Origin of the sequence: Bacillus sp. T3 (genome assembly GCF_033449965.1) — a bacterium.
Classification (GTDB): domain Bacteria; phylum Bacillota; class Bacilli; order Bacillales; family Cytobacillaceae; genus Bacillus_BU.
This window is the reverse complement of the sequence record NZ_CP137761.1, coordinates 4,560,001-4,585,669: the sequence shown is the minus strand read 5'-3', so window position 1 is coordinate 4,585,669 and position 25,669 is coordinate 4,560,001. Positions and strand designations below refer to the sequence as shown.

The window sequence follows — 25,669 nt, the reverse complement described above, 5'->3', positions numbered from 1 at the left end:
GATGTCTAACTCAATCTTAACTAAAGAAAATATTCGTTTAAATATGTCAGTAGGTTCTAAGGAAGAAGCCATTCGTATGACAGGCAACATCTTAGTTGAAAAAGGCTATGTTGAAGCTGATTATATTGAAAAAATGCTTGAGCGAGAAGAATTGACTTCTACTTACATGGGTAATTTTGTTGCCATTCCGCACGGTACGGAGGATTCAAAGGATTTTGTAAAAGAATCAGGTATTTCCTTTATCCAAGTTCCAGATGGAGTTGATTTTGGAGCGGGAAATATTGTGAAATTATTGATTGGTATTGCCGGTAAAAATAATGAACATCTAGACATCTTATCTAATATTGCCATTGTTTGCTCTGAAGAAGAAAATATTGAAAAGCTTGTGAATGCGAAAACAGCAGAAGAAATTTTAGAGATCTTCGAAGGAGTGAATTAATTTGCTAGCTGTACATTTTGGAGCAGGAAATATCGGCCGAGGATTTATTGGGAATCTTTTATATCATTCTGGTTATGAAACATGTTTTGTTGATGTTAATAGTGAAATTGTCAATTTGCTCAATGAGAAACAGGAATATCGTGTCGTCCTAGCTGACCCTTCACAGGAAGAAATCGTCGTCAAAAATGTTAAAGCTTTGAACAGTGCGTCAAATCCGGAACTAGTCATTGAGGCAATTGCCAAAGCAGATTTAGTGACAACTGCGATTGGTCCAAACATCCTTCCGTTGATTGCTGGCTTGGTGGCTGAGGGCTTACGAAAACGGGTTGAACAAAATAATCAGCCATTAAATATAATTGCTTGTGAAAATATGATTGGCGGCAGCAGCTTATTAAAAGAAAAGGTTTATGAGAAAATCACCGTTGAGGAACAAGCTATTTTTGATGAGCGCTTTGGATTCCCTGATTCTGCTGTTGACCGAATCGTTCCAAATCAAACGAACGAAGACAAGCTAATGGTAAAGGTTGAACCTTTCTATGAGTGGGTGGTAGAAGAGACGAAGCTTGTCGGAGTGAAGCCAGAAATAGCCGGAATTACTTACGTAGAGGAATTAGTGCCGTATATCGAAAGAAAATTGTTTACGGTTAATACTGGACATGCCCTTGCTGCTTATTTTGGTCATTATTATGGAATTGAAACGATTAACGAAGCGATGGAGAATGGTGAAGTTCGTCAGTTAGTCGAAGGCGCATTAAAGGAAAGCGGAGACTTTCTAATTAAGAAATATGATTTTGATGCTGAAGCTCATTATAAGTATATTAATAAAATAATCGGCCGTTTTGCTAACTCTTATATTACGGATGAGGTAACACGAGTTGGGCGTTCACCTATTCGCAAGCTTGGACCAAATGACCGCCTAGTAAGTCCAGCAAGACAATATAATGAAGTAGTTGGCGCCGAGCCAACCTATTTGTTAAAAGGAATTGCAGCCGCCCTTATGTATAATTTTCAAGGGGATGAAGAGGCGATTCAGGTTCAAACTACGATTAAGAATCAAGGGCTTGAAGCGGCAATCACAGAGTATACAAAGCTTGATGCTACTTCGCCATTGTTTAAAGGAATTGTAGAGCAATACCAGGCGTTAAAAAAATAATGGTACCAATAAAAAAAGACTGAGATGCGTGCATCTCAGTCTTTTCTGTTACGTTAAAAAGAAAAAGTAAATGATGGCTGCCAACACGATGCGGTAAATCGCAAACGGGACAAGCTTTACTTTGTTAATGAGCTTTAAGAAGAATTTAATTGAGATATAGGCAAACACAAAGGCACTAATAAAGCCAGCTAAGAAAAATGGAAGTGCATCTAAGGTAATGTATTCCCAGTTATTCAGTAGTGAAATAAAACTAGCGCCCGCCATAATTGGGACCGCCATGATAAACGTGAAGTCTGCCGCAGCACGGTGACTAAGTCCTAATAATACACCGCCTGAAATGGTCGCTCCGGAGCGCGAAAACCCTGGCCACAAGGAGAAGCATTGAACTAAGCCGACTGAAAAGGCTTGTTTATACGTAATTTGATCAACTGTGTTGACGGTAGGGCGTTTTCCGCCAAATTTATCGGCAATAATCATCAAGACCGCACCAAGGACAAGCCCAATTAATACTGTCTCAGTAGAGAATAAATGTTCATCAATATAGTCCTCAAATAATACCCCAAGAACACCAGCAGGAATTAGCCCAACAATTACTTGAGTCAGCTTTAAGCGACTGCCTTGAGCTTTATGTTGCTGATAAGCTTTTTTATTGAGCCATCGCTCTAAGCCAAGCATTTCGATGAAGCGGTCTTTAAAGTAGATTACACTGGCCATGATGGAACCAAGCTGGACGACAACTTTAAATGTGTTGGCCACATATTTTGATTCTAAAAATTCAACTGACTTTAACCACATATCATCGACAATGATCATATGTCCGGTTGAGGAAACAGGGGCAAACTCAGTGAGTCCTTCTACTAATCCAAGAATAATAGCTTTCAATATTATAAAGAAATCCATGTTTGTATTTTTTCTCCTTTACCTTTATTCAAACTAATTTCAATCAAACGTTTGATTAGGATATGGTTTATTTTTTTCAACTAGTAATGATTATACCTTAATTTGTATAGTGAGAAGAACCCTTTGTTAGAAAATTGATAAGACAAAAAACAAAAAAGATGACTGTATCCGCACAGTCACCTCATTAATAAAAGTATTAGTCATTATTTTTAGTTCTGCCAGACTCTTTGATGGCTTTCTTTAGCAAAATCTCGATTTGGGCATTAACACTGCGCAGCTCATCACTGGCCCATTTTTCAAGGGCATCATAAGTCTTCTGGTCAATACGAAGCAAAAACTTCTTTTTTTCAGCCACTTCATCACAACCTTAATAAATACTACCTGTATTGACAATCGGCTGATTCCCTTTATCGGAAACAAGTGCAACCATTAAATTATTCACCATTTGTGCTTTCTTTTCTTCATCTAAATCGACGACTCCCTCGCTGCTCAATTGCTCTATTGCTGATTTTACCATTGAAACGGCACCATCGACAATTACCTTTCTTGCAGCAAGAACAGCCTTTGCTTGCTGGCGCTGTAGCATCGAGGAGGCAATTTCACTTGAATAGGCAAGATGCATAATGCGCGCTTCAATAATTTCCACGCCTGCGACCTTTAAACGTTTTTGCAGATCCCGTGTCAATTCATCGCCAACCTCATCTGAATGCTGACGTAAAGAGATTTCATAATCGTTATTGAAATTATCGTATGGATATTGGCTAGCGATATGACGTAAGCCTGTTTCGGACTGGGTATGAACAAAGCCTCGGTAATCCTCGACATCAAACACAGCTTTAGCGGAGTCGACAACCTTGTAGACCACGACAGCCGCAATTTCAATTGGATTTCCCTCAAGGTCATTTACCTTTAGTTTATCGCTATTAAAATTTAGTACTCTTAAGGATACATTTTTTCGTAATGTTAGCGGAATTGAAAACCAGAAGCCTTCTTTTTTAATAACGCCCAAATAAGATCCAAATAGAGTAAACACCTTAGCTTGATTAGGCTGAATGACAGTAAATCCAGTTAAGAGGGTAACGGTAATTACCGCCAAAATGATAAAACCAACAAAAGAGGCTGGAGATTCAGAAAGGATAACTTGACTAAACAAGTAGACACTACAAGCGGCAAACAATAAAAAAATAGTAACTCCAACAAATCCATTCAACTTGAAGATATCTTTTTCTTGCATATGAATCACACTCCATTTCAAAATGAATTGTTTTGATACTAATATGATATCACATTGATATTGGAAATGGAATCAATATTACCAATTAATGGTGGAAGTTTCGCGAAGTTAGTTATCATATTCATTAAGTGGGGAAAGCTTATCTCCTATTTTTTTTGCTTTTATGGAAATAATGAAGATAAGATGGTGTAATTTCATCAAAATCGATTGGATTAGAGTATAATGGAATTACGAAAAGCTTCTTCATTATAGGAGGTGAGTGTCTTACTTTTGGAAGTAGGACTCATCATTGGAACTTATAAACCTTACCCTTATTGCATTGTTAATTGCACTAACCGCATTCTTTGTGGCATCAGAGTTTGCCATTGTAAAAGTTCGTTCAAGCAGAATTGACCAGTTGGTTGCAGAAGGAAATAAAAGTGCCTTATCCGCAAAGAAGGTTATTACTCATTTAGATGAATATTTATCGGCCTGTCAATTAGGGATTACGATAACAGCGCTAGGTCTTGGTTGGCTTGGAGAACCTACCTTTGAAGTCATTTTGCGACCGATTTTTGAAAAAATAGCATTTAATGATTCCATCGTTCATGTGTTGTCCTTTGGATTCGCCTTTGCTATCGTGACCTTTTTGCATGTCGTCATTGGCGAATTATCGCCGAAAACCTTTGCAATTCAAAAAGCAGAAGAAATTGCATTGGCCTTTTCAAAACCGTTAATTTTGTTTTATAAAATTTTATTTCCGTTTATCTGGACTTTGAATACCTCGGCGCGGCTTTTTACCGGCCTATTTGGCCTCAAGCCTGCATCCGAGCATGAACTGGCTCACAGTGAAGAAGAACTACGGATTATTTTGTCTGAGAGCTATGAGCAAGGGGAAATAAATCAATCGGAATATAGCTATGTGAATAATATATTTGAATTTGATAATCGGATTGCAAAAGAAATTATGGTTCCACGAACGGAAATTATCGCTCTTGATAAAAGCTCTTCACTCGAAGAAATGTTCGTTGTTATTAGTGAGGAAAAATTCACACGCTATCCCGTTGTCGATGGTGACAAGGATAACATTATCGGTATGATAAACATTAAAGAACTTTTAACCGCGAGCTTAAATGTCAATTCAGAAGATTTCACAATTGAACAATTTATCAATCCTGTCATCCGCGTAATTGAAACAATACCGATTCATGACCTGCTTGTTAAAATGCAAAAAGAGCGTAATCATATGGCGGTTTTGCTTGATGAGTATGGAGGAACGGCTGGTTTAGTAACGGTTGAGGATATATTGGAGGAAATTGTTGGTGAAATCCGTGATGAATTCGATCAGGATGAGATTCCGTTAATTAGAAAAGTGAATGCCAACCATTATATATTTGATGCAAAAATCTTAATTGAAGATGTAAACGACTTGCTCGCAACACATATCCCTGACGATGATGTCGATACGTTAGGGGGCTGGATTTTAACACAAAAATATGATGTTAAACTCCAGGATACAGTTGAATTTGAAGGCTTTATGTTTAACGTGAAAGAATTGGATGGCCATCATATTCTTTATGTTGAAGTGCAAAAAATAAAGCCTGCAATTGAGTTAGAACCTGTAAAAACCGGTGAGGAATAATCTTGCCGGCTTTTTTCAGCTCCAGGTGCCATCGGCTCGAGGTCACAAGCCAATTAGAGGCCGCCTTCCGCTTTTGTTCTTTACATCAAATGATTGATGAACATTGTGGCAATTCCGAAGTATGTGATCAGTGAAAAGATGTCATTTAATGTGGTAATAAGAGGACCAGAAGCAACTGCTGGGTCAATATTAAATCTGTAAAGGATTAAAGGAATAATTGTTCCTGCCAGTGTCCCAATAATGAGCGCCAACAACAGGGAAGAACCAACGACGACCCCCAAAATCGGATTCCCTTGCCAAAAGTAAGCAATAAGCGTAATCAGGATCCCACAAATGATTCCGATCATAATCCCGACCATCAACTCACGAAGAATTAACTTTATGACGACATTTTTATCGATATCCTTTGAAACAAGTCCACGGACCACTACGGCCAGGGATTGGGTTCCAGTATTTCCAGTCATGCCGGTTATCATCGGCATAAAAAAGGATAATGCGACCACTTTTTGCAGAGTTTCCTCATAGCCGCTTATGATTTTTCCTGATACAACGCCAATAAATAGTAGCAATATCAGCCATGGTAATCGCCGTGAAGCAGCGGTAACAGCCTTCGTATCAAAATCAATCGATTTACCTGAAGCCGATAGTTTTTCAATATCTTCATTGGCCTCTTTAATCACGACATCAATAATATCATCCACGGTTACAATTCCGAGCAGAGTATTTTCTCCATCAACGACAGGGATTGCCAGAAAGTCATAACGTTCAATCATCGTTGCGACTTCTTCTTGGTCTATTGTCACCAATACCGAGATGACACGCTCGAACATGATATCACGGATTAATTCATTTGGTTCAGCAATTAATAAATCACGATAAGAAACGACACCAACAAGCTTTCGTTCCTGATCAATCACATAAAGGTAGTTTAATGTTTCTGCAAACTCGGCAAATGATTTCAACTTATCGACAGCTTCACGGACTGAAAAATAATTACGAATCCACACAAAGCGGTTTGTCATGAGTCGGCCTGCGGTTTCGGCCGGATAGTTCATGATATTTTGGACGGCCTTGGACTCCTCAATTTTCATTCCCGAAAGAAGGGAGCTCATTTTTTCTGGTGAGAGTCCTTCAAGAAGGGAAGCTAAGTCATCATTGTCCATTTCATCAAGGACTTTACCCTTTTTTTCGAGTCCTAATTTATTTAAAATCTCGATTTGCTGTTCTTTATCTAGCTCTTGAATGATATCGGCCAAAATCTCGATATTTAAAAAGAGAAGAAAGCGGGTTTTGTGCTCGTCTGGCAATTCCTCATAGACCTGCGCAATATCATACGGTTGGAGTTCATCAACAATCGCCTCAAAGACCTGTTTATTTCCTTCTGTTAATGAGTTGATTAATTGCAAAGTGATTTGATCATCTGTCATCATCATAATCATGTTGTGCCCACTCCTTCCGCGTTGGTGCTTGCTGTGCTTATTATAAAAAAATAATAATAAGAAAGGAACAAATTTAAATGAAGATTTTATCATCAATATAAGATATTTTTCACTGTTTTTGCTAAAATATATAAAGATAATATTGTTCGAGGGATTTAGACAGTTACATTACGGACTGTCTTTTCTTTTAAAAGTGAACGAGCTACGGTTAGGGGGAGAACATTGAAGAGAAATCATCAAGAAATGCTCGATTTAGTTTATGTTCATTTGAATGAAAATGGTCAATATGTCATTTCCTATGGAGTTGAATTTGCTGAGTTTGCCCATTCTTTGCCGCGTTCGCTTAATCATCTTTTGTTATTAAAGCATCGGTATGATGATGGGGATTATAATCGTCATACTTCGTTTGATTTTGTAACAAAAGAAAAGGTTCAAAAACTTGCTCAGGAAAACATTTATGGGTATGGGGATTTTTGTTGGATTGATTTTGAAGAAAAAGATGGACTAGATGAATTGTCAGGGGTCGAAATTGCCGAATTACTATATTTAGGACATTTAAAACAGCATTTAAAGATGCCTTTCTATAATAAACTGGGAAATCGTTATGTGTACTTGTCTCGTGATGATGGCTGGTTTACGAAAACCTATTTTCGTCATATGAATGATTTTTATCGGATGCTCGGTGAGGTCATTGCCCTTAAGATGGGTGAATTAAAACTTGAAAAAACATTGATGGGGCTTCGCAAGAAAAAATCTTATCCACCTGTGCATTTAGATATCATATTATCGCTTACTAAATTCATGCGGGAAGGGACTGTTTTTTCATTAAGGAACGCTTATCAGAACAGAACTAGGATTGAAATTCCGATTTGGGTCATTGGTGATTTTGACAATATGGATGATATGTTTGAAGAATTTGCCCAGATGAAACAGGATAAATGTGATGCGAAGCTTGTGTTTGAAAAAAGAACGCGAGAATGGTCGCTTGTTGCCCAATAAGCAGTTGCATGGCAGCTGCTTTTTTAATATATAACTTTATTAAAGGCTATGTTAAAGGTTATTGTTGATTTTTCGCAAGTTGATTGGAGTGGAAGGCACGAAGACTCCTGCGGGAGTAGCTGGTATGGGAGACCCCACAGGCGCGAAAGCGCCGAGGAGGCTTCCAACTAGCCCCGCGGAAAGCGAAGTGCCTGGAGCGGAAATCAACATAGAGAGAACGACAATCAGCCTTTTATTTTTTTATGGGAGGTTTGAACCAAGCCAATGGATTCATACTATTATAGAAATGGAAAAACTATAAACACCTTTATTTATAAAGTGGTAAAATAAATGGAGTGATTGAAAAAATGGAGGTTTAGTGATGAAAACAAAACTGGGATTATTATACGGTGGTAAATCTGCAGAGCATAAAGTATCAATGCGAACAGCCATGGCCGTAATCAAAGCCTTGGACTTATCAAAATTTGATATTTTTCCTATATACATAACAGAGCAGGGTCAATGGATAAAGGGGCAACAGCTATTGGCACCAGTTGAAAGCGTTGATGAATTGGCATTTTCACAAACTGTAGAAAACGGTGCAGGAGTATTATCTCCTGATCTATTTACTGCAGAAATCGACGGTGATAAAGCTCAACTTGATGTAATCTTCCCGTTATTGCACGGACCAAACGGTGAGGATGGAACAGTACAAGGATTACTTGAACTACTCAACTTACCTTATGTTGGAAATGGGGTTCTGGCATCTTCAGCTGGAATGGATAAAGTAGTTATGAAAAATATCTTTGCACAAGCTGGTTTAGCGCAAGTTGATTATGTTTGGTTTATTCGCAAGGAATGGGAAGAAAGTAAGGAAATGGCTTATAAAAAAGTGGAGAAAACTCTGGGCTATCCATGTTTTGTTAAGCCGGCGAATCTTGGTTCCAGTGTTGGAATTAGCAAGTGTACGAATCGCGAAGAGCTTGAAACAGCATTCCAGGATGCGTTCCAATTTGACCGAAAAATTATTGTAGAACAGGGAGTAACAGCACGTGAAATTGAAATTGCTGTACTTGGAAATGATGAGCCTGCTTGTTCTGTTGCTGGGGAAATTGTTCCTAAGGCGTCCTTTTATGACTATGAAGCAAAATATGAGGATAACAGTACTGGCTTAATTATTCCGGCTGACATCTCAGAAGCACAATATACAGAAATGAAGGAACTAGCAATAAGATCATTTAAATCACTTGATTGCTCAGGGCTTGTCCGTGCTGACTTTTTCCTGACTCAAGATGGAACCTGGTTAATTAATGAAGTCAACACAATGCCAGGCTTTACCCCTGTAAGTATGTTCCCGCTTTTATGGAATGAAACAGGTGTAGACTACCCACACCTTATTGAAAAATTAGTCGAATTGGCTCAAGAGAGACACACAGAAAAGCAACGAATTAAATTTACAATGTAACATCATTGATGGCACGGCTGATTGGCCGTGTCTATCATTTATTGTAGGAGGTAGCGTAGCGGATGATTCATAGAACATTGGCACAATTACAGGATATGATTACGATCGAAAATGATCTTCCTGCTTTTCGTGATCTTGAAATTAAAGGAGTTTGTATTGATACTCGCAAGATTATCTCAGGTAATTTATTTATTCCATTTAAAGGAGAAAAAGCTGATGGCCACAAGTTTGTAGAGGAGGCCCTTAAGCAAGGTGCAGCAGCTGCTCTGTGGCAAAAAGATGTGCCGAATCCTCCTTTGGATTTACCCATTTTGATTGTTGAGGATACGTTAGTCGCACTTCAGGAATTAGCGAGAAACTACCGAAATCAATTGGATCTTAATGTAATTGGAATTACCTGGGAGTAATGGCAAAACGACGACGAAGGATATGACCGCTAATTTATTAGGTCAAGTATATAAAGTGCAAAAGACAGAGGGGAATTATAACAATCATATTGGATTGCCGTTGACAGTGCTAGGCCTAGATGAGGACACTGATATCGCGATTCTAGAAATGGGGATGAGTGCGCGAGGCGAAATTCAATTTTTAACGGAATTAGCTAGACCGAATGCTGTGATCATCACCAATATTGGCGAATCTCACCTTCTGGATCTTGGCTCTAGGGAAGGAATTGCTGAGGCTAAGCTTGAAATTATTGCAGGTTTACAAGAAAACGGCTTACTCGTCTATCTCGGAGATGAGCCACTACTACGTGAGCGCTTAGTGAACTATGATGGGAACGTTCAAACCTTTGGTCGCGGTGAAAACAATGACCTTTATCCAGTTCATATCACAGGCACAGAAACCTGGAAGCATTTTTTCGATTAATAGCCATAGTGAATCATTTATGTTACCGGTATTAGGAACGCATAATGTCTTAAATGCGCTGGCTTCCATGTTGGTTGCCCATCATTTTGGAGTACCATACGAAAAAATGAATGCAGGTTTTGCCAGCTTAAAATTAACGAATATGAGAATGGAACTTGTCCCAGGAGCAAAGGGTGAAAAAATCATCAATGATGCCTATAATGCAAGTCCAACTTCCATGAATGCGGCGATAGAGTTAATCACGAATCTAGAGGGATATAAGCAAAAAATTCTTGTCCTTGGAGATATGCTAGAACTAGGGCCCGAGGAAGAAGCTTTTCACCAAAAAATTGGAGAGTCCGTTCAACCTGAAAAAATAGATTTCGTCTTTACTTATGGACAATTAGGTCAATTTATTGCTAAGGGAGCAAGGGCTGTTCTTCCAGCAGATCGAGTATATTCATTTAGTGATAAAAGTACCCTGATCACAGAATTGAAAAGACATACAAATTCCGAAACACTTATCCTCGTCAAAGCATCTCGGGGAATGAGAATGGAAGAAATCGTTACCGCACTTCGTTAAAGCACTGGGGACTGACCCCAGTGTTTTTTTGTACAAATTTAGGATGGTATTTGTAAAAAACTAAACAATTTTTCAACAAATGGCCTATTAGGATATTTTTCATTCAAACATAGGTTAAAATATAGAAAAACGAATGGTAGGAGACAAAAACGGTGGATAAAAAGAAAGTAATCATTGTTGGAGGCGGCATAACGGGTTTAGCTGCTGCTTATTACCTACAAAAAGAAGCTCAACAAAAATCGTTACCGATTGAAATTAAATTAATTGAAGCAAGCACTCGTCTTGGTGGTGTCATTCAAACGGTTAAGAAGGATGGCTTCGTCATTGAAAAAGGCCCAGATTCCATCATCGCCAGAAAGACAAGTGGAATCAATCTAATTGAAGAACTTGGACTTAAAGATAAAGTCATCTCTAATACAGCAGGAAAATCTTATATCCTTGTTAAAGGTAAATTACATACAATGCCAGAGGGCTCATTCATGGGGATTCCGACAAGGGTAACGCCGTTTGCGGTATCTGGTTTATTTTCTCCAGTTGGGAAGCTGCGAGCTGCGGCAGATTTTGTGCTGCCAAAGGGGAAGCCGCAAAAAGACCAATCATTAGGGAAATTTTTTAGAAGACGTTTAGGAAATGAAGTTGTCGAGAATTTAATTGAGCCGCTTTTAGCCGGTATTTATGCAGGAGATATCGACAAGCTTAGTTTAATGTCACTGTTTCCGACTTTTTATCAAATGGAACAAGAGCATCGAAGCCTTGTCCTTGGTTTAAAGAAGACGATGCCAGAACCACCAAAACAGCCAGCCTCCAAAAAACAGCCAGCCAGAAAAGGGATGTTTATTTCACTTACAACGGGGCTTGAGGAAATCGTTATCCAACTTGAAAAAAGACTTGGTGAATCCGTATTAAAAGGAACCGCTGTTACAAAAGTGACACGACAATCTGATGGCTACGAAGTAACCCTTGCCAATGGTACGAGTGAAAAGGCTGATAGCGTCATTATTGCGACCGACCATTTTCATGCCCAGAAAATGCTTGCAGAGTTTTCGTTTATGGATTGCTTTAAAGACATGCCATCTACATCTGTTGCGAATGTCGCGATGGCATTCCCAAAATCAGCAATTAAGCAAGACATCGATGGCTCCGGTTTTGTTGTTTCGCGCAACAGTGATTTTCGTATTACGGCATGTACGTGGACACATAAAAAATGGCCAGGCTCTACGCCGGAAGGAATGGCTCTCTTGCGCTGTTATGTTGGGAAACCAAATGACCAAGAAGCGGTTAACCTTTCTGATGATGAAATCATTGAAATCGTCCTTAACGATCTTAATAAAACCATGAATATTACCGAAAAACCATTGTTCCATGTGGTTACAAGATGGAAAAAAGCCATGCCGCAATATACGGTGGGTCATAAAGAGAGAATGGAACAGGTGAAAGCTGCGCTGAACGAGGAGCTCCCAGGAGTATATTTAGCTGGAGGATCATTTGAAGGGGTAGGGATTCCAGATTGCATTACTCAAGGCATTAACGCAATGAAAAAATCGCTAGAGTACATCACAAAATAGGTAAGAATGATGAGGATCGTGCATAAGGGACCAGTGTCCCTTTATGCTCATCCTTTTTCATTTTATACAATGCCTAATAAATCCCAAAAGAGTTGGGTTGTGATAAAATTACTTTAGCATAGAATGTATTCACTTTGAAAAACGGATGGAAAGGTGGTGGTCAGATGATCGGATGCTTATGTATTCATGGATTTACAGGTGCTCCATTTGAAGTGGCCCCACTTGTACAATATTTACAAGCGAAGACGGATTGGCATTTTGTTGTACCAACCCTTCCTGGGCATGGAGAATCTTTAGCCCTAAAAGGCGTCCGTTATCTTGATTGGATTAACCATGCTGAACAAGCTTTTCTAAATTTAATGAAGATGTGTGATACGATTTATGTGATTGGATTTTCCATGGGTGGTTTAATAGCAAGCTACTTGGCGGCACACTATCATGTTGATAAGCTTGTGTTATTGAGTGCTGCTGCTTTCTATGTCAATCCAAAACAGCTTGCAGTAGATATAGTCGAAATGATGAAGGACTCGGTAAAAGGGAAGCTCACGAGCAATGAACTGTTTATCCGGGTACAAGCGGAAAATAAAAGAAACTCCATTAACGGCTACACTGCAATTCCGGACCTTAGTCACACAGGTAAGACCATTACTAGGTGAAATTACTACGCCTACCTTTATTGCTCAAGGTGAATGTGACGGAATCGTCCCACCAAAAAGCGCACGTTACCTATATCAACAGATCGGTGCCAAACAAAAAAAGCTGATATACTACCAAAATTCAAAACATCTAATTTGTCATAGTGTAGAACGAGAAAAATTATTTAATGAAGTCTTTCATTTTTTGCAGAAATAGGTTTTATGGAAAAATTAAAAATTTTCCGATGATTAAGATAAATATTGGCAAGAACGGCTGTCTGAACGTCATTTATTGCGAAATCAGTCGCGTTTCTTCTGTAATAATCATGAAAAAACCCATTTGGTTGCCAATCCAATTAATTGCATTTAGTACGTTAAAGTGATAAGATTACATCAAAGTACAAGGGCAAACAGTGCTAACAACCAGACATGATCCAATCGGAGAATGTCTTTTTTGAGAAAAACACAACCCTTCATAAATTAGCTTTTTACATAACGTAAAAAAGATAAAAACTATACTTGTTTAATGTAATAAAAGGAGATTGAAAAAATTGACGATGTTTCAAGATTTGGGCCTTAGCCCGGCAATGATGAAATCGATAAAGAAAATGGGTTTTGAGGAAGCGACACCGATTCAAGCACAAACAATTCCATTGAGTTTGGAAAACAAAGACTTAATCGGTCAAGCGCAAACAGGTACAGGGAAAACAGCTGCATTTGGTATTCCCCTTATCGAAAAGGTAGATAAGGATATGGACGCGATTCAAGGAATCGTAGTTGCACCAACACGTGAGCTTGCTATTCAGGTATCGGAAGAATTATATAAGATTGGCTATGGAAAAAGAGTACGAGTTCTTCCTATTTATGGTGGTCAGGATATTAATCGCCAGATTCGTGCATTGAAAAAAAATCCTCATATTATTGTGGGAACACCAGGTCGTCTAATAGACCATATTAATCGGAAAACACTGCGCCTTGACAACGTACATACAGCAATCCTAGATGAAGCGGATGAAATGCTTAATATGGGCTTTATCGAAGATATTGAAGCCATTTTAGCGCAAATTCCAACAGAGCGTCAAACGCTGTTATTCTCGGCAACCATGCCAGCACCTATCCAAAAGATTGCAGAAACATTCATGAAAGACCCACAAATAGTTCGGGTAAAGACAAAGGAAGTAACCGTTTCGTCTATTGAACAATTTTATGTCGAGGTACAAGAGCGCAATAAGTTTGATGTACTGACAAGATTACTAGATATTCAATCACCAGAGCTTGCCATCGTATTTGGCAGAACAAAGCGTCGCGTTGATGAATTGTCGGAAGCCCTTAATCTAAGAGGATACATGGCTGAAGGGATACACGGTGATTTAAGTCAGGCCAAACGCCTTTCCGTATTAAAGAAATTTAAAGAAGGCAACATTGACGTGCTTGTTGCGACAGACGTTGCAGCTCGTGGTCTTGATATTTCAGGTGTAACTCATGTGTATAACTTTGATATTCCTCAAGATCCAGAAAGCTATGTCCACCGCATCGGTCGTACCTGGACGTGCTGGAAAGACGGGGATGGCATTGACCTTCGTAACTCATCGTGAAAAATCCTATCTGGGTGTTGTTGAAAGAACGACCAAGCGGAAAATGGAAAAATTGGTTCCACCAACCTTGGACCAAGCGCTTGAAGGTCAACAAAAAGCAGTGGTTGAAAAAATCCTGCAAACCATTGAAGCGAATAATTTACAATATTACAAGCAAGCAGCTGATGAGCTATTAGATCAACAGGATGCTAGTACTGTTGTTGCGGCTGTGTTAAAAATGTTAACAAAAGAGCCGGATACGACTCCAGTTAGATTGACCGAAGAATCTCCGCTTCCACAAAAGCGCGAGAGAAAACAGTTTGATCGCGACCAGCGTCGTGGTGGAAATGATTACAACCGTAAAAAAGGGGCGACGAATCATCGAACAGGTGCTAAGCGCAGCCACCACAGAGATTCAAAGCCATCAAAGACGTTTCGCTAATCTATAAACAAATACTCGAATGAAAAAGGCTGTTGAGATGCTCAACAGCCTTTTTCGTTATTATCTTGTTAACAGACCTAGGAATGCAAGCGCAGCAATGATGCCCCATATGATGAGCTTCAATGGTGAAACAGAGCGAAGGTTGAAACGGGAAAGATAAGATTTTGGAATCGTGTAATTCCCGATTCTTCCCCGCTTAATGGAGACACTACGATCATAATAAACAATGCCTCCGATTACGAAACCCGATAATAATCCAAATAGATGGGCGACAATATTGATGTTTGGTTGAAGGAAAGTCATGATCAAACTAATCGCTGTAATCGATAAAATGATTTGCGAATTTTGTTGGGATAAAAGCTGCCTTTTAAAGATGATAATGGCAATATAGAAGCCAAATAATGAAAAAATCGCACCACTCGAGCCAACATGTGAGTAGGTCAATGGATAGAATAAGAATGTAGCAACATTTGCTAAGGTTCCACCACTAAGATATAGCAGAATAAACTTTGTTTTACCGAGCAATCTCTCTAATGCTGGTCCAAATAATACAAGCGAAAAACTATTAAAAAGCATATGAGCAAAGCCGCTATGCAAAAAAATGGGTGTAACCAATCGCCATATTTCTCCTTCGGCAACAAATAAATTGACGCCTGCTAACGTTTCGAAAATGGAACGGGATGGAAAAAATGGGATGAGGGTAACTAGATATAATAAAACATGTATGAGTATAATAGCAGAGACAATAGGGTAATAACGGATAAATTGTTGAAAGCTTTCCGTTCGCGAGAACATAAAGTTCCTCCTTTATGAAATGATAAATTAGCTTAGTTTTTTCTAGTAGAAGGCTAATAATTTCAAGTGGGTGTTTATTGTACATCATATCATTTATAACCTGTTTTCTATAGAAAGACGCATACTTGTACTCTAATTTATGCTAGAACAAAATATTATAGAAGGAAGAGAAACAATGATCGAAGGTATTGGAATTGATATTGTGGAACTAGATCGGATCGGAGAACTGATTGAACGGCAAAAGAAAATTATTGATCGTGTGTTGACTCCGGCTGAAAAGGATAAATTTGTTACTCTGTCAGAAAAACGAAAAATCGAATATTTAGCTGGCCGTTTTGCGGCAAAAGAAGCCTTTTCAAAAGCCTGTGGTACAGGGATCGGAAAGAATCTTTCCTTTCTTGATATTGAAATCCATTCAGATGGGCTAGGGAAACCAGTAATCATCAAACCTTTTTCAGAAGGGGTTCATCTTTCCATTTCCCATAGTGAGCATTATGCGGTGGCACAGGTTGTTATCGAAAAAAGGAAGGAAAATTATTAAGCCTGTCACATGCGCTGCATATTCCTTTAGGTTGTCTCATATATTCATAGTGCGATAGGGGAGACAAGGCTTGCGGCGGGAACGATGGTGTTAGCTCTAGATGCATACGTCATGGTTTAATTCCGAGCTTGCTCTCTATTTCTATGAAGAAATGAGACTGAAGGGGTTGAAGAGATGAGGAAAAGCTGGTTGGTGCTTCTCGCTGGGCTTTTAATGGTTTTGGTATTGTCTGCTTGTGGTCAAAAAACAAAGGAAGATGTGGTCAAGGATTTAGATGGAAAACTGGGAAAACTAGCTGCCTATAAAGCAGATGCGGAAATGACACTGCAAATGGGTACCGAGCCACAAACCTATGAAGTAGAGATTTGGCACAAAGACCCTTCTTTTTACAGAGTGAATTTAAAAAATGCTAAAAAAGACCAAAGTCAAATGATTCTGCGCAATGATGAAGGGGTATTCGTCTTGACACTGGCTCTAAATAAAAGCTTTAAATTCCAAAGTGACTGGCCGCAAAACAGTAGCCAGGCCTATTTATATGAATCTTTGATTAAAGATATACTCGAGGATAAACAATCGAAGTTCTCAACAACAAAAAACAATTATGTTTTCGAAACGAAAACTCGATATCAGAATAACAAAATGCTGCCACTTCAAGAAATTACTCTTAATAAAAAAGACTTGTCCCCAGTTAGTGTCAAGGTCATGGACTCGGATCGGAATGCACTAGTGACGGTTAAATTCACTTCTGTAAAATTTGATCCGAACCTTGAAAAGAAAGATTTTGATATGGAAAAGAATATGACAGGAGCTCAATTAGAGGTTCCGGTTATGGGCGATGTGAAAGAAAAGGGATTCGCGGTAAAATATCCAGAAACAGAACTTCCTGGAGTTAGTTTAGTGAGTGAGAAGGAAATAAAAACAGAGAACGGAAAAAGAATTGTCTTAACCTATGATGGTGAGAAGTCCTATACATTGGTACAGGAAAAGGCAGAAATCATGCCAGCAACATCATCCTCTTCCTCGATGATGGGCGAGCCGGTGGATTTAGGATTTACAATCGGAGCCCTGTCAGATAATCGAATAAGCTGGACATATGAAGGGGTAGATTATTCCATTTCCTCTAAAGACCTAACAGATGTTGAAATGGCAAGTATTGCCCGTTCCGTCCAAGGTGAAGCAGTAAAATAATAAAACGATCTTATGAACAGGCTCGCATTTTCGGGCCTGTTTTTTTATCCGCAAAATGAAAATCATCAAAAAAGCAAAAAAAGATTTGACAATAAAATTAAGGAGTTCTAATCTACAATAGAATATTTAACGCGCTAAAGCGACGGGGGACTGTCCCCCAGTGCTTTAAAGGGGCAAAGTCCCGTGTAGAAGAAAGAGGAAGTGGATGGAAGTGGAAGAGCAAGGAACTTTTTACCGGGATACTTGGGTTGAGATCGACCTGGACCGAGTTTCTTACAATGTAAGTGGGTTAAAAGATCATTTGCCAGGTGAAGTAGAAATCATTGCTGTCGTAAAGGCAAATGCCTATGGTCATGGTGATGTGCAAATAGCCAATACGGCATTAAAGGCGGGTGCTAGTTATTTGGCTGTTGCCTTTATAGATGAAGCACTTTCCTTAAGGAAAAAAGGGATTACAGCTCCGATTCTGGTGCTAGGTGCAAGCAGACCGCAAGATGTGGCTGTAGCTTCAGACCATAATCTAACGTTAACGATCTTTCAATTAGATTGGTTTAAAGAAGCTCAAGGGTATTTAAGTAAAAATCAGACCTTAAAGGTCCATATGAAGTTTGATACTGGTATGGGAAGAATTGGCCTTCGTGAAGATCATGAACTTATCACGCTAGAAAAAATGATTAACAATGATCCAAGGTTTATTTTAGAAGGGGTATTTACACACTTTTCAACAGCAGACGAATTGGATACAAGCTATTTTTATCAGCAGTTAGCAAGATTTCAAGAGATGTTATCATTGCTAAAAGAACGACCAAAATATGTCCACACAAGTAATAGTGCGGCATCCTTTAGATTTAAAGAAGCAAATTTTAATGCTGTACGTATGGGGATCTCCATGTATGGGTTAACCCCATCACTAGAGATGGAGTCGTTACTGCCATATCCATTAAAAGAAGCCTTTTCATTACACTCTAAACTAGTACATGTAAAAAAACTGCAAAAGGGCGATAAAGTAAGCTATGGTGCTACCTATGAAGCGAAAGAAGAAGAATGGATCGGGACCATTCCAATTGGCTATGCTGACGGCTGGATTCGCAAGCTTCATGGTCAAGAGGTACTGATAAATGGCGTCAGAATGCCCCTTGTGGGTCGAATTTGCATGGATCAATGCATGATTAAACTGTCAGAGGAATTACCAATTGGAACGCATGTTACTTTAATTGGAGAACAAGGGGACGATGTCATTTCGATTAATGAAATCGCCAAGCGGGCCGAAACAATCAATTATGAGATCCCGTGTATCATTAGCATTCGTGTTCCACGCCTTTATAAGCAAAATGGTAAAGTTATCGAAGTAAATAATAAAATTACAAAAGACTAAAATGCATTTAATTAGGTAATAATGATATGCGTAGTGAAAGAAAAGCTAATTTTTGGTTCGTGTATTAAGACAGAAACGCAAATTGCCTTTGCTTTCTTGATAAATAGTGGTAATATAAAAAAGGATAGAGATAAAATGGTGTGTAGTGATGGTGGAGGTGTATGTTTGTGTCTGAATCCAGCGCAACAACTGAGATAATGGTAAAATTACCGCAACATCTTTTAACCGAGTTGGATGGTTTTGTCAAACAGGAAAACGTAAATCGTAGTGAATTTATTTATCAAGCAACGAAAATGTACCTTCGCGAACGGAAAAAAAGGCAGATTCGTGAGTCGATGAGACGCGGCTATATGGAAATGGCCAAGATTAATCTAACGATTGCTTCGGAAGCGTTTCAAGCAGAATATGAGGCAGAACACACAGTAGAACGCCTAGTAAGCGGAGGGTAATCCTTTGATTGTCAAACGTGGTGACGTTTATTTTGCAGACCTTTCCCCAGTTGTTGGTTCAGAACAAGGCGGCGTACGTCCTGTGCTTGTCATTCAAAACGACATCGGGAATCGGTTTAGTCCCACAGTCATTGTTGCAGCAATCACCGCTCAAATACAAAAAGCAAAGCTGCCTACCCATGTTGAGATTGACGCGAAGCGTTACGGTTTTGAACGAGACTCGGTCATATTATTGGAACAGATTCGTACAATTGATAAACAACGTTTAACCGATAAAATTACCCATCTCGATGATGAAATGATGGATAAAGTGGATGATGCTTTACAGGTAAGTTTGGGGCTCATTGAATTTTAGCCCATTTCACTGCATAACAGATTTACTGTCATAATCTTTATTTTTATCGTTTTTTACAAGGAACGGCAACCTAGTTTGTCTGTTTCTTTTACATATTTTAATTCCAATTATTAAGGCAAGCCTCATTAAGGGCTTGCCTTTTATTATTCTGTAGTGGAACAAACGGGGTTCTTACTTTACCAAGAGTGGAAAGTGTAATAGAGTGGTTAATTTGTTACAATAACTATATGGAAATTTATAGAGTTGGAGGACGAACGATTGGTACAAACGATTGATAGACAAGAACAATACATAAAGATGATTGCGACAGAGCAGTCATTAAAGCTAAATCAGGTTCGAAGTGTCATTAACTTATTTAGTGAAGGCAATACCGTTCCGTTCATGGCTCGATATCGAAAGGAAATGACCGGATCGTTAGATGAGGTCCAAATTCGCGACATAATTGAAAGATGGCAGTATATTCAAAATCTAGAGCAGCGAAAAGGCGAAGTGGTTCGTTTAATCGACGAACAAGGAAAGCTGACTCCAGAGCTCCAGGTACAAATAGAAAAGGCGACGAAGCTTCAAGAGGTTGAAGACTTATACCGTCCGTATAAACAAAAACGCCGCACAAAAGCTACGATAGCAAAAGATAAGGGACTTGAGCCATTTGCAGAGTGGATGATGACTTTTCCAACCACCGGAGACATTGAAGAGAAGGCGAAAGAATTCCTGTCTGATGAAAAGGAAGTAATTGCAGTTGAAGATGCTGTTGCTGGAGCGAAAGATATAATAGCAGAATGGGTCTCTGATGATCCTGAAGGACGAAAATGGATTCGCCATCAAACCTTTAAAGTTGGAATCATTGATGCCACTGTTAAAGACAAGGAAAAAGACGAAAAAAACATATACGAAATGTACTATCAATATGAAGAACCTATTAATAAAATCGTTCCACATCGTGTATTAGCGCTAAATCGTGGTGAAAAAGAGGATATTCTCCGTGTTTCAATCAAACCAAATAATGAGGCTGTGCTTGATTATTTAAATAAGAAATGGATAGAAAACCCGCGTGCAATCACGGCCAAGATTGTAACGGAGGCTGTTGAGGATGGTTACAAGCGATTAATCCAGCCATCAATTGAACGAGAAATTCGAAGTGAGCTCACAGAAAAAGCAGAGGAGCAAGCCATTCATATTTTCTCAGAAAACTTACGTAAGCTTTTGCTGCAGCCACCATTAAAAGGGAAGGTTGTGCTCGGAGTAGACCCTGCCTACCGCACAGGCTGTAAGCTTGCCGTTGTCGATGAAACGGGAAAAGTCTTAACGATAGACGTCATCTACCCACATCCACCAGTATCAAAGCAAAAAGAGGCAAAAGCAAAATTCCAAGGAATTTTAGAAACTTATAATATCGAGATGGTCGCGATCGGAAATGGTACAGCCTCTCGTGAAACTGAGCAATTTGTAGTTGATATTCTAAAGGAAGCTAAGGAAGAAATCTTTTATTTGATTGTGAATGAGGCAGGCGCAAGTGTCTATTCTGCATCAGACTTGGCCCGAGAAGAATTTCCGGATTTCAAGGTTGAAGAAAGAAGTGCCGTCTCCATTGCCCGTCGCTTACAGGATCCACTTGCAGAATTAGTAAAAATAGACCCTAAATCTGTAGGTGTTGGTCAGTATCAGCATGACGTATCTCAGAAAAAATTATCGGACTCGTTAACATTCGTTGTTGAAACCGCAGTAAACCAAGTGGGAGTCAATGTAAATACGGCATCATCCTCACTCCTCCAGTATGTTGCTGGGCTTTCAAAGACGGTGGCGAACAATATAATTAAGAAGCGAGAAGAAGAAGGGAAATTTACAAATCGTACTCAGTTGAAGAAAATTCCACGCCTAGGAGCAAAAACGTACGAGCAAGCGATCGGATTCCTTAGAGTCATCGATGGCAACGAACCGCTAGATCGTACAGGGATTCATCCGGAAAGCTATAAAGAGGTAAAGCAGTTGTTACAAAAATTAGGTTTTAAAACATCTGATCTTGGTAATGAAAGTTTAAAAGCAGCAATATCAGGGCTAGATATTAAAAGAACAGCAGAGGAACTTCAAATCGGTGAATTCACTTTACGTGATATTGTTGATGCAATTATGCGACCTGAGCGGGACCCTCGTGATGAATTACCAAAACCACTGTTGAAAAAAGATGTCCTTCAGCTAGAGGATTTGCAAACAGGAATGGAACTTCAAGGAACAGTTCGAAATGTAGTAGATTTTGGAGCATTTGTTGACATAGGGGTTAAACAAGACGGGTTAGTCCATATATCAAAATTAAGCAATCGTTTTGTTAAGCATCCGCTCGATATCGTCTCTGTCGGTGACGTCGTTACAGTCTGGGTGGATGGAGTCGATGCCAAAAAAGGAAGAGTGTCATTGTCGATGCTTCCACCTAATAAATAAATGTAAAAGAAAAACACTGCTTGTTATGAGCGGTGTTTTTTTCTGTATAAAAACCAACATTGGTTTAATAATTTTATTTGGTAACTATTCTTTTCGTAAAATGCTCTTTGCATTTGTTTTTGAAACCAGGTCGGCATGTATAACACCCTCCCGAATCATATTTCTTCTAGATAATATATGTTATAATAGTTTGTCATGTTCAAGGGTGAAGGAGGGTGTATGTTTGGATAATATCAAGCTGCAAGAATTAGTGGAAACCATATCGATAACATTCTTTCAGAAACCTTTCAAGCATCAAGCCATGTTCAATCCAAGATTACGTTCAACTGGAGGACGATATCTTCTGGGCAGTCATAATATTGAAGTCAATAAAAAATACTATGAGTTATTTGGTGAGAAAGAAATAATCGGGATCATCAAGCATGAACTTTGCCACTATCATCTTCATATAGAAGGTAAAGGGTATCTGCATCGGGATTCAGACTTTAAACAGTTGTTAAAAAAAGTAGATGCTCCGCGCTTCTGCACTCCTTTACCTAATCAAAAGAAAAAGAAAACAATCAAAAAAATTATTGTGTACGCTTGTCATAACTGTTCGCAAGTTTATAAGCGGAAAAGAGCGATTAACACTGATAAATATGTTTGTGGGGTATGTAAAGGGAAATTAAAAAGGGTGAAAGTGTTGACAGAGGGATAGATAAGTGATATATTAATTTCCTGTCACCACGATATTGAGAATTTGGTTCTTGAAAAAGTGTTGACAAATGATTGAAGAGTTCTTATAATAAAAAAAGTCGATAAGATGATATGTCTTCTTAATGACTAGTAAGCACATTGTTAAATTCCTAGTTATACTGTTCCGCAGTAGCTCAGTGGTAGAGCAATCGGCTGTTAACCGATCGGTCGTAGGTTCGAGTCCTACCTGCGGAGCCATTTGTTTGGGGAAGTACTCAAGAGGCTGAAGAGGCGCCCCTGCTAAGGGTGTAGGTCGGGTAACCGGCGCGAGGGTTCAAATCCCTCCTTCTCCGCCAGTTTAATATATCGGCCCCTTGGTCAAGCGGTTAAGACACCGCCCTTTCACGGCGGTAACACGGGTTCGAATCCCGTAGGGGTCACTTTTAAATAATGGTCCGGTAGTTCAGTTGGTTAGAATGCCTGCCTGTCACGCAGGAGGTCGCGGGTTCGAGTCCCGTCCAGGACCGCCATTTTTATTATAAAAGATATTGGGCTATAGCCAAGCGGTAAGGCAACGGACTTTGACTCCGTCATTCGTAGGTTCGATCCCTGCTAGCCCAGCCATTTTTTTCGAGCCATTAGCTCAGTTGGTAGAGCATCTGACTTTTAATCAGAGGGTCGAAGGTTCGAGTCCTTCATGGCTCACCATTTATATGGATATATGCGGGTGTGGCGGAATTGGCAGACGCACTAGACTTAGGATCTAGCGCCGCAAGGCGTGGGGGTTCGACTCCCTTCACCCGCACCATTAATTACCTATTGCATTAATTTGTCATAATGGTATGATGTTATATGTCGCGTTTTTAAAAAACGCGGTCGTGGCGGAATGGCAGACGCGCTAGGTTGAGGGCCTAGTGGGGGCAACCCCGTGGAGGTTCAAGTCCTCTCGGCCGCACCAAAAGAATTTCAAAAAACTATTGACAACAATTAAGTGTTTTGATAAACTTAATAAGCTGTCAAAATTAATAAAATGCGCCCGTAGCTCAATTGGATAGAGCGTCTGACTACGGATCAGAAGGTTATGGGTTCGACTCCTTTCGGGCGCGCCATTATATCGGGAAGTAGCTCAGCTTGGTAGAGCACTTGGTTTGGGACCAAGGGGTCGCAGGTTCGAATCCTGTCTTCCCGACCATTTATTCATTTTAATATGCGGGTGTAGTTTAGTGGTAAAACCACAGCCTTCCAAGCTGTTGTTGTGGGTTCGATTCCCATCACCCGCTCCAATTTTATTGTTCTTTGAAAACTAAACAAACAAACGTCAACAATAATAAATTTTAGTGCTTATAACTTCGGTTATAACACACTAGCCAACGTAACATTTTTGAGCTAAATCAACTTTCTTGGAGAGTTTGATCCTGGCTCAGGACGAACGCTGGCGGCGTGCCTAATACATGCAAGTCGAGCGGATTGATGGGAGCTTGCTCCCTGATATCAGCGGCGGACGGGTGAGTAACACGTGGGCAACCTGCCTGTAAGACTGGGATAACTTCGGGAAGCCGGAGCTAATACCCGGATAATCCTTTCCCTCTCATGAGGGAAAGCTGAAAGACGGTTTCGGCTGTCACTTACAGATGGGCCCGCGGCGCATTAGCTAGTTGGTGAGGTAACGGCTCACCAAGGCGACGATGCGTAGCCGACCTGAGAGGGTGATCGGCCACACTGGGACTGAGACACGGCCCAGACTCCTACGGGAGGCAGCAGTAGGGAATCTTCCGCAATGGACGAAAGTCTGACGGAGCAACGCCGCGTGAGCGAAGAAGGCCTTCGGGTCGTAAAGCTCTGTTGTTAGGGAAGAACAAGTATCGGAGTAACTGCCGGTACCTTGACGGTACCTAACCAGAAAGCCACGGCTAACTACGTGCCAGCAGCCGCGGTAATACGTAGGTGGCAAGCGTTGTCCGGAATTATTGGGCGTAAAGCGCGCGCAGGCGGTTCCTTAAGTCTGATGTGAAAGCCCCAGGCTCGACCTGGGAGGGTCATTGGAAACTGGGGAACTTGAGTGCAGAAGAGAAGAGCGGAATTCCACGTGTAGCGGTGAAATGCGTAGAGATGTGGAGGAACACCAGTGGCGAAGGCGGCTCTTTGGTCTGTAACTGACGCTGAGGCGCGAAAGCGTGGGGAGCGAACAGGATTAGATACCCTGGTAGTCCACGCCGTAAACGATGAGTGCTAAGTGTTAGAGGGTTTCCGCCCTTTAGTGCTGCAGCAAACGCATTAAGCACTCCGCCTGGGGAGTACGGCCGCAAGGCTGAAACTCAAAGGAATTGACGGGGGCCCGCACAAGCGGTGGAGCATGTGGTTTAATTCGAAGCAACGCGAAGAACCTTACCAGGTCTTGACATCCTCTGACACTCCTAGAGATAGGACGTTCCCCTTCGGGGGACAGAGTGACAGGTGGTGCATGGTTGTCGTCAGCTCGTGTCGTGAGATGTTGGGTTAAGTCCCGCAACGAGCGCAACCCTTGATCTTAGTTGCCAGCATTTAGTTGGGCACTCTAAGGTGACTGCCGGTGACAAACCGGAGGAAGGTGGGGATGACGTCAAATCATCATGCCCCTTATGACCTGGGCTACACACGTGCTACAATGGATGGTACAAAGGGTCGCGAAACCGCGAGGTCGAGCCAATCCCATAAAACCATTCTCAGTTCGGATTGTAGGCTGCAACTCGCCTACATGAAGCTGGAATCGCTAGTAATCGCGGATCAGCATGCCGCGGTGAATACGTTCCCGGGCCTTGTACACACCGCCCGTCACACCACGAGAGTTTGTAACACCCGAAGTCGGTGGGGTAACCGTAAGGAGCCAGCCGCCTAAGGTGGGACAGATGATTGGGGTGAAGTCGTAACAAGGTAGCCGTATCGGAAGGTGCGGCTGGATCACCTCCTTTCTAAGGATATTGTCGTAAAGACAATCGGAA

General features: G+C 40.3%; 19 protein-coding genes, 11 tRNA genes, 1 rRNA gene and 3 pseudogenes. 28 read left to right on the top strand and 6 right to left on the bottom strand.

The window, feature by feature from the left end:
- The first annotated feature begins 1 nt into the window (after position 1).
- Entirely contained in the window at positions 2–439 is a 438-nt protein-coding gene (locus RGF10_RS23505; RefSeq protein ID WP_318509678.1) for a PTS mannitol transporter subunit IIA, read from the top strand.
- Between the two features lies 1 nt (position 440).
- Complete coding sequence (locus RGF10_RS23500; RefSeq protein ID WP_318506200.1) at positions 441–1,592, top strand: mannitol-1-phosphate 5-dehydrogenase; 1,152 nt, start codon at positions 441–443, stop codon at positions 1,590–1,592.
- A 48-nt stretch (positions 1,593–1,640) separates the two neighbouring features.
- Here RGF10_RS23500 and RGF10_RS23495 read toward each other — a convergent pair whose 3' ends face one another.
- The 3 genes from RGF10_RS23495 to RGF10_RS23485 all read right to left on the bottom strand — a co-directional run bounded on the left by RGF10_RS23495 (position 1,641) and on the right by RGF10_RS23485 (position 3,726).
- Positions 1,641–2,492: an undecaprenyl-diphosphate phosphatase gene (locus RGF10_RS23495; RefSeq protein WP_318506198.1), complete on the bottom strand. Its 852-nt coding sequence runs from the start codon at positions 2,490–2,492 to the stop codon at positions 1,641–1,643.
- Between the two features lie 196 nt (positions 2,493–2,688).
- Entirely contained in the window at positions 2,689–2,847 is a 159-nt protein-coding gene (locus tag RGF10_RS23490) for a type II toxin-antitoxin system antitoxin (RefSeq protein ID WP_318506196.1), read from the bottom strand.
- A gap of 12 nt (positions 2,848–2,859) precedes the next feature.
- Positions 2,860–3,726, bottom strand: a complete 867-nt coding sequence (locus RGF10_RS23485) for an SPFH domain-containing protein (protein WP_318506194.1) — start codon at positions 3,724–3,726, stop codon at positions 2,860–2,862.
- A gap of 289 nt (positions 3,727–4,015) precedes the next feature.
- On the opposite strand from RGF10_RS23485, the gene RGF10_RS23480 reads away from it, so the two are divergent.
- Positions 4,016–5,347: a hemolysin family protein gene (locus RGF10_RS23480; RefSeq protein WP_318506192.1), complete on the top strand. Its 1,332-nt coding sequence runs from the start codon at positions 4,016–4,018 to the stop codon at positions 5,345–5,347.
- 80 nt (positions 5,348–5,427) lie between these two features.
- Here RGF10_RS23480 and mgtE read toward each other — a convergent pair whose 3' ends face one another.
- Entirely contained in the window at positions 5,428–6,786 is a 1,359-nt protein-coding gene (gene mgtE, locus RGF10_RS23475) for a magnesium transporter (protein WP_318506190.1), read from the bottom strand.
- Positions 6,787–7,008: 222 nt separating this feature from the next.
- Between mgtE and RGF10_RS23470 the strand changes: the two genes are divergently transcribed.
- The 6 genes and pseudogenes from RGF10_RS23470 to RGF10_RS23445 all read left to right on the top strand — a co-directional run bounded on the left by RGF10_RS23470 (position 7,009) and on the right by RGF10_RS23445 (position 14,877).
- Positions 7,009–7,785: a hypothetical protein gene (locus RGF10_RS23470; protein WP_318506188.1), complete on the top strand. Its 777-nt coding sequence runs from the start codon at positions 7,009–7,011 to the stop codon at positions 7,783–7,785.
- Between the two features lie 361 nt (positions 7,786–8,146).
- The gene (locus RGF10_RS23465; protein WP_318506186.1) at positions 8,147–9,229 is read left to right on the top strand and encodes a D-alanine--D-alanine ligase; all 1,083 of its coding nucleotides are present in this window, start codon (positions 8,147–8,149) and stop codon (positions 9,227–9,229) included.
- Between the two features lie 62 nt (positions 9,230–9,291).
- Positions 9,292–10,661 (top strand): annotated as a pseudogene (locus tag RGF10_RS23460) (UDP-N-acetylmuramoyl-tripeptide--D-alanyl-D-alanine ligase).
- Between the two features lie 152 nt (positions 10,662–10,813).
- On the top strand, positions 10,814–12,226 hold the full coding sequence (gene hemY / locus RGF10_RS23455; protein ID WP_318506184.1) for a protoporphyrinogen oxidase: 1,413 nt from the start codon (positions 10,814–10,816) through the stop codon (positions 12,224–12,226).
- 164 nt (positions 12,227–12,390) lie between these two features.
- A pseudogene (locus tag RGF10_RS23450) lies at positions 12,391–13,078 on the top strand (alpha/beta hydrolase).
- Positions 13,079–13,412: 334 nt separating this feature from the next.
- Positions 13,413–14,877: pseudogene (locus RGF10_RS23445) on the top strand (DEAD/DEAH box helicase).
- A gap of 60 nt (positions 14,878–14,937) precedes the next feature.
- Here RGF10_RS23445 and RGF10_RS23440 read toward each other — a convergent pair.
- Entirely contained in the window at positions 14,938–15,672 is a 735-nt protein-coding gene (locus RGF10_RS23440; RefSeq protein WP_318506182.1) for a rhomboid family intramembrane serine protease, read from the bottom strand.
- 175 nt (positions 15,673–15,847) lie between these two features.
- Between RGF10_RS23440 and acpS the strand changes: the two genes are divergently transcribed.
- From acpS to RGF10_RS23410, 6 genes are all read left to right on the top strand, one after another.
- Positions 15,848–16,213, top strand: coding sequence for a holo-ACP synthase (acpS, locus tag RGF10_RS23435; protein ID WP_318506180.1), 366 nt, complete (start codon positions 15,848–15,850; stop codon positions 16,211–16,213).
- Between the two features lie 174 nt (positions 16,214–16,387).
- Complete coding sequence (locus RGF10_RS23430; protein WP_318506178.1) at positions 16,388–17,401, top strand: LolA family protein; 1,014 nt, start codon at positions 16,388–16,390, stop codon at positions 17,399–17,401.
- Between the two features lie 205 nt (positions 17,402–17,606).
- On the top strand, positions 17,607–18,776 hold the full coding sequence (gene alr / locus RGF10_RS23425) for an alanine racemase (protein WP_318506176.1): 1,170 nt from the start codon (positions 17,607–17,609) through the stop codon (positions 18,774–18,776).
- A 167-nt stretch (positions 18,777–18,943) separates the two neighbouring features.
- Complete coding sequence (locus tag RGF10_RS23420) at positions 18,944–19,225, top strand: CopG family ribbon-helix-helix protein (RefSeq protein WP_066060032.1); 282 nt, start codon at positions 18,944–18,946, stop codon at positions 19,223–19,225.
- 4 nt (positions 19,226–19,229) lie between these two features.
- Positions 19,230–19,580, top strand: coding sequence for a type II toxin-antitoxin system endoribonuclease NdoA (gene ndoA, locus RGF10_RS23415; protein ID WP_147535908.1), 351 nt, complete (start codon positions 19,230–19,232; stop codon positions 19,578–19,580).
- Between the two features lie 258 nt (positions 19,581–19,838).
- The gene (locus RGF10_RS23410; RefSeq protein WP_318506171.1) at positions 19,839–22,016 is read left to right on the top strand and encodes a Tex family protein; all 2,178 of its coding nucleotides are present in this window, start codon (positions 19,839–19,841) and stop codon (positions 22,014–22,016) included.
- 23 nt (positions 22,017–22,039) lie between these two features.
- On the opposite strand, the gene cmpA is transcribed toward RGF10_RS23410, so the two are convergent.
- Positions 22,040–22,153 carry a cortex morphogenetic protein CmpA gene (cmpA, locus tag RGF10_RS23405; protein ID WP_318506169.1) on the bottom strand — a complete coding sequence of 38 codons (114 nt, stop codon included), beginning with the start codon at positions 22,151–22,153 and terminating at the stop codon, positions 22,040–22,042.
- Between the two features lie 86 nt (positions 22,154–22,239).
- Here cmpA and RGF10_RS23400 point away from each other — a divergent pair, with 86 nt between their 5' ends.
- The 13 genes from RGF10_RS23400 to RGF10_RS23340 all read left to right on the top strand — a co-directional run bounded on the left by RGF10_RS23400 (position 22,240) and on the right by RGF10_RS23340 (position 25,639).
- The gene (locus tag RGF10_RS23400) at positions 22,240–22,713 is read left to right on the top strand and encodes a SprT family protein (protein ID WP_318506167.1); all 474 of its coding nucleotides are present in this window, start codon (positions 22,240–22,242) and stop codon (positions 22,711–22,713) included.
- Between the two features lie 161 nt (positions 22,714–22,874).
- Positions 22,875–22,949: transfer RNA gene (locus RGF10_RS23395), tRNA-Asn, on the top strand.
- Positions 22,950–22,956: 7 nt separating this feature from the next.
- Positions 22,957–23,047: transfer RNA gene (locus tag RGF10_RS23390), tRNA-Ser, on the top strand.
- Between the two features lie 12 nt (positions 23,048–23,059).
- Positions 23,060–23,131 (top strand) — tRNA-Glu (locus RGF10_RS23385).
- A gap of 12 nt (positions 23,132–23,143) precedes the next feature.
- Positions 23,144–23,221: transfer RNA gene (locus RGF10_RS23380), tRNA-Asp, on the top strand.
- Positions 23,222–23,240: 19 nt separating this feature from the next.
- Positions 23,241–23,315: transfer RNA gene (locus RGF10_RS23375), tRNA-Gln, on the top strand.
- Between the two features lie 8 nt (positions 23,316–23,323).
- Positions 23,324–23,399: transfer RNA gene (locus RGF10_RS23370), tRNA-Lys, on the top strand.
- 15 nt (positions 23,400–23,414) lie between these two features.
- A tRNA-Leu gene (locus RGF10_RS23365) sits at positions 23,415–23,499 on the top strand.
- Positions 23,500–23,563: 64 nt separating this feature from the next.
- Positions 23,564–23,649: transfer RNA gene (locus RGF10_RS23360), tRNA-Leu, on the top strand.
- A gap of 74 nt (positions 23,650–23,723) precedes the next feature.
- Positions 23,724–23,800 (top strand) — tRNA-Arg (locus tag RGF10_RS23355).
- Between the two features lie 6 nt (positions 23,801–23,806).
- Positions 23,807–23,883, top strand: a tRNA-Pro gene (locus tag RGF10_RS23350).
- Positions 23,884–23,900: 17 nt separating this feature from the next.
- A tRNA-Gly gene (locus tag RGF10_RS23345) sits at positions 23,901–23,974 on the top strand.
- Between the two features lie 114 nt (positions 23,975–24,088).
- Positions 24,089–25,639, top strand: a 16S ribosomal RNA gene (locus RGF10_RS23340).
- Positions 25,640–25,669: the final 30 nt, after the last annotated feature.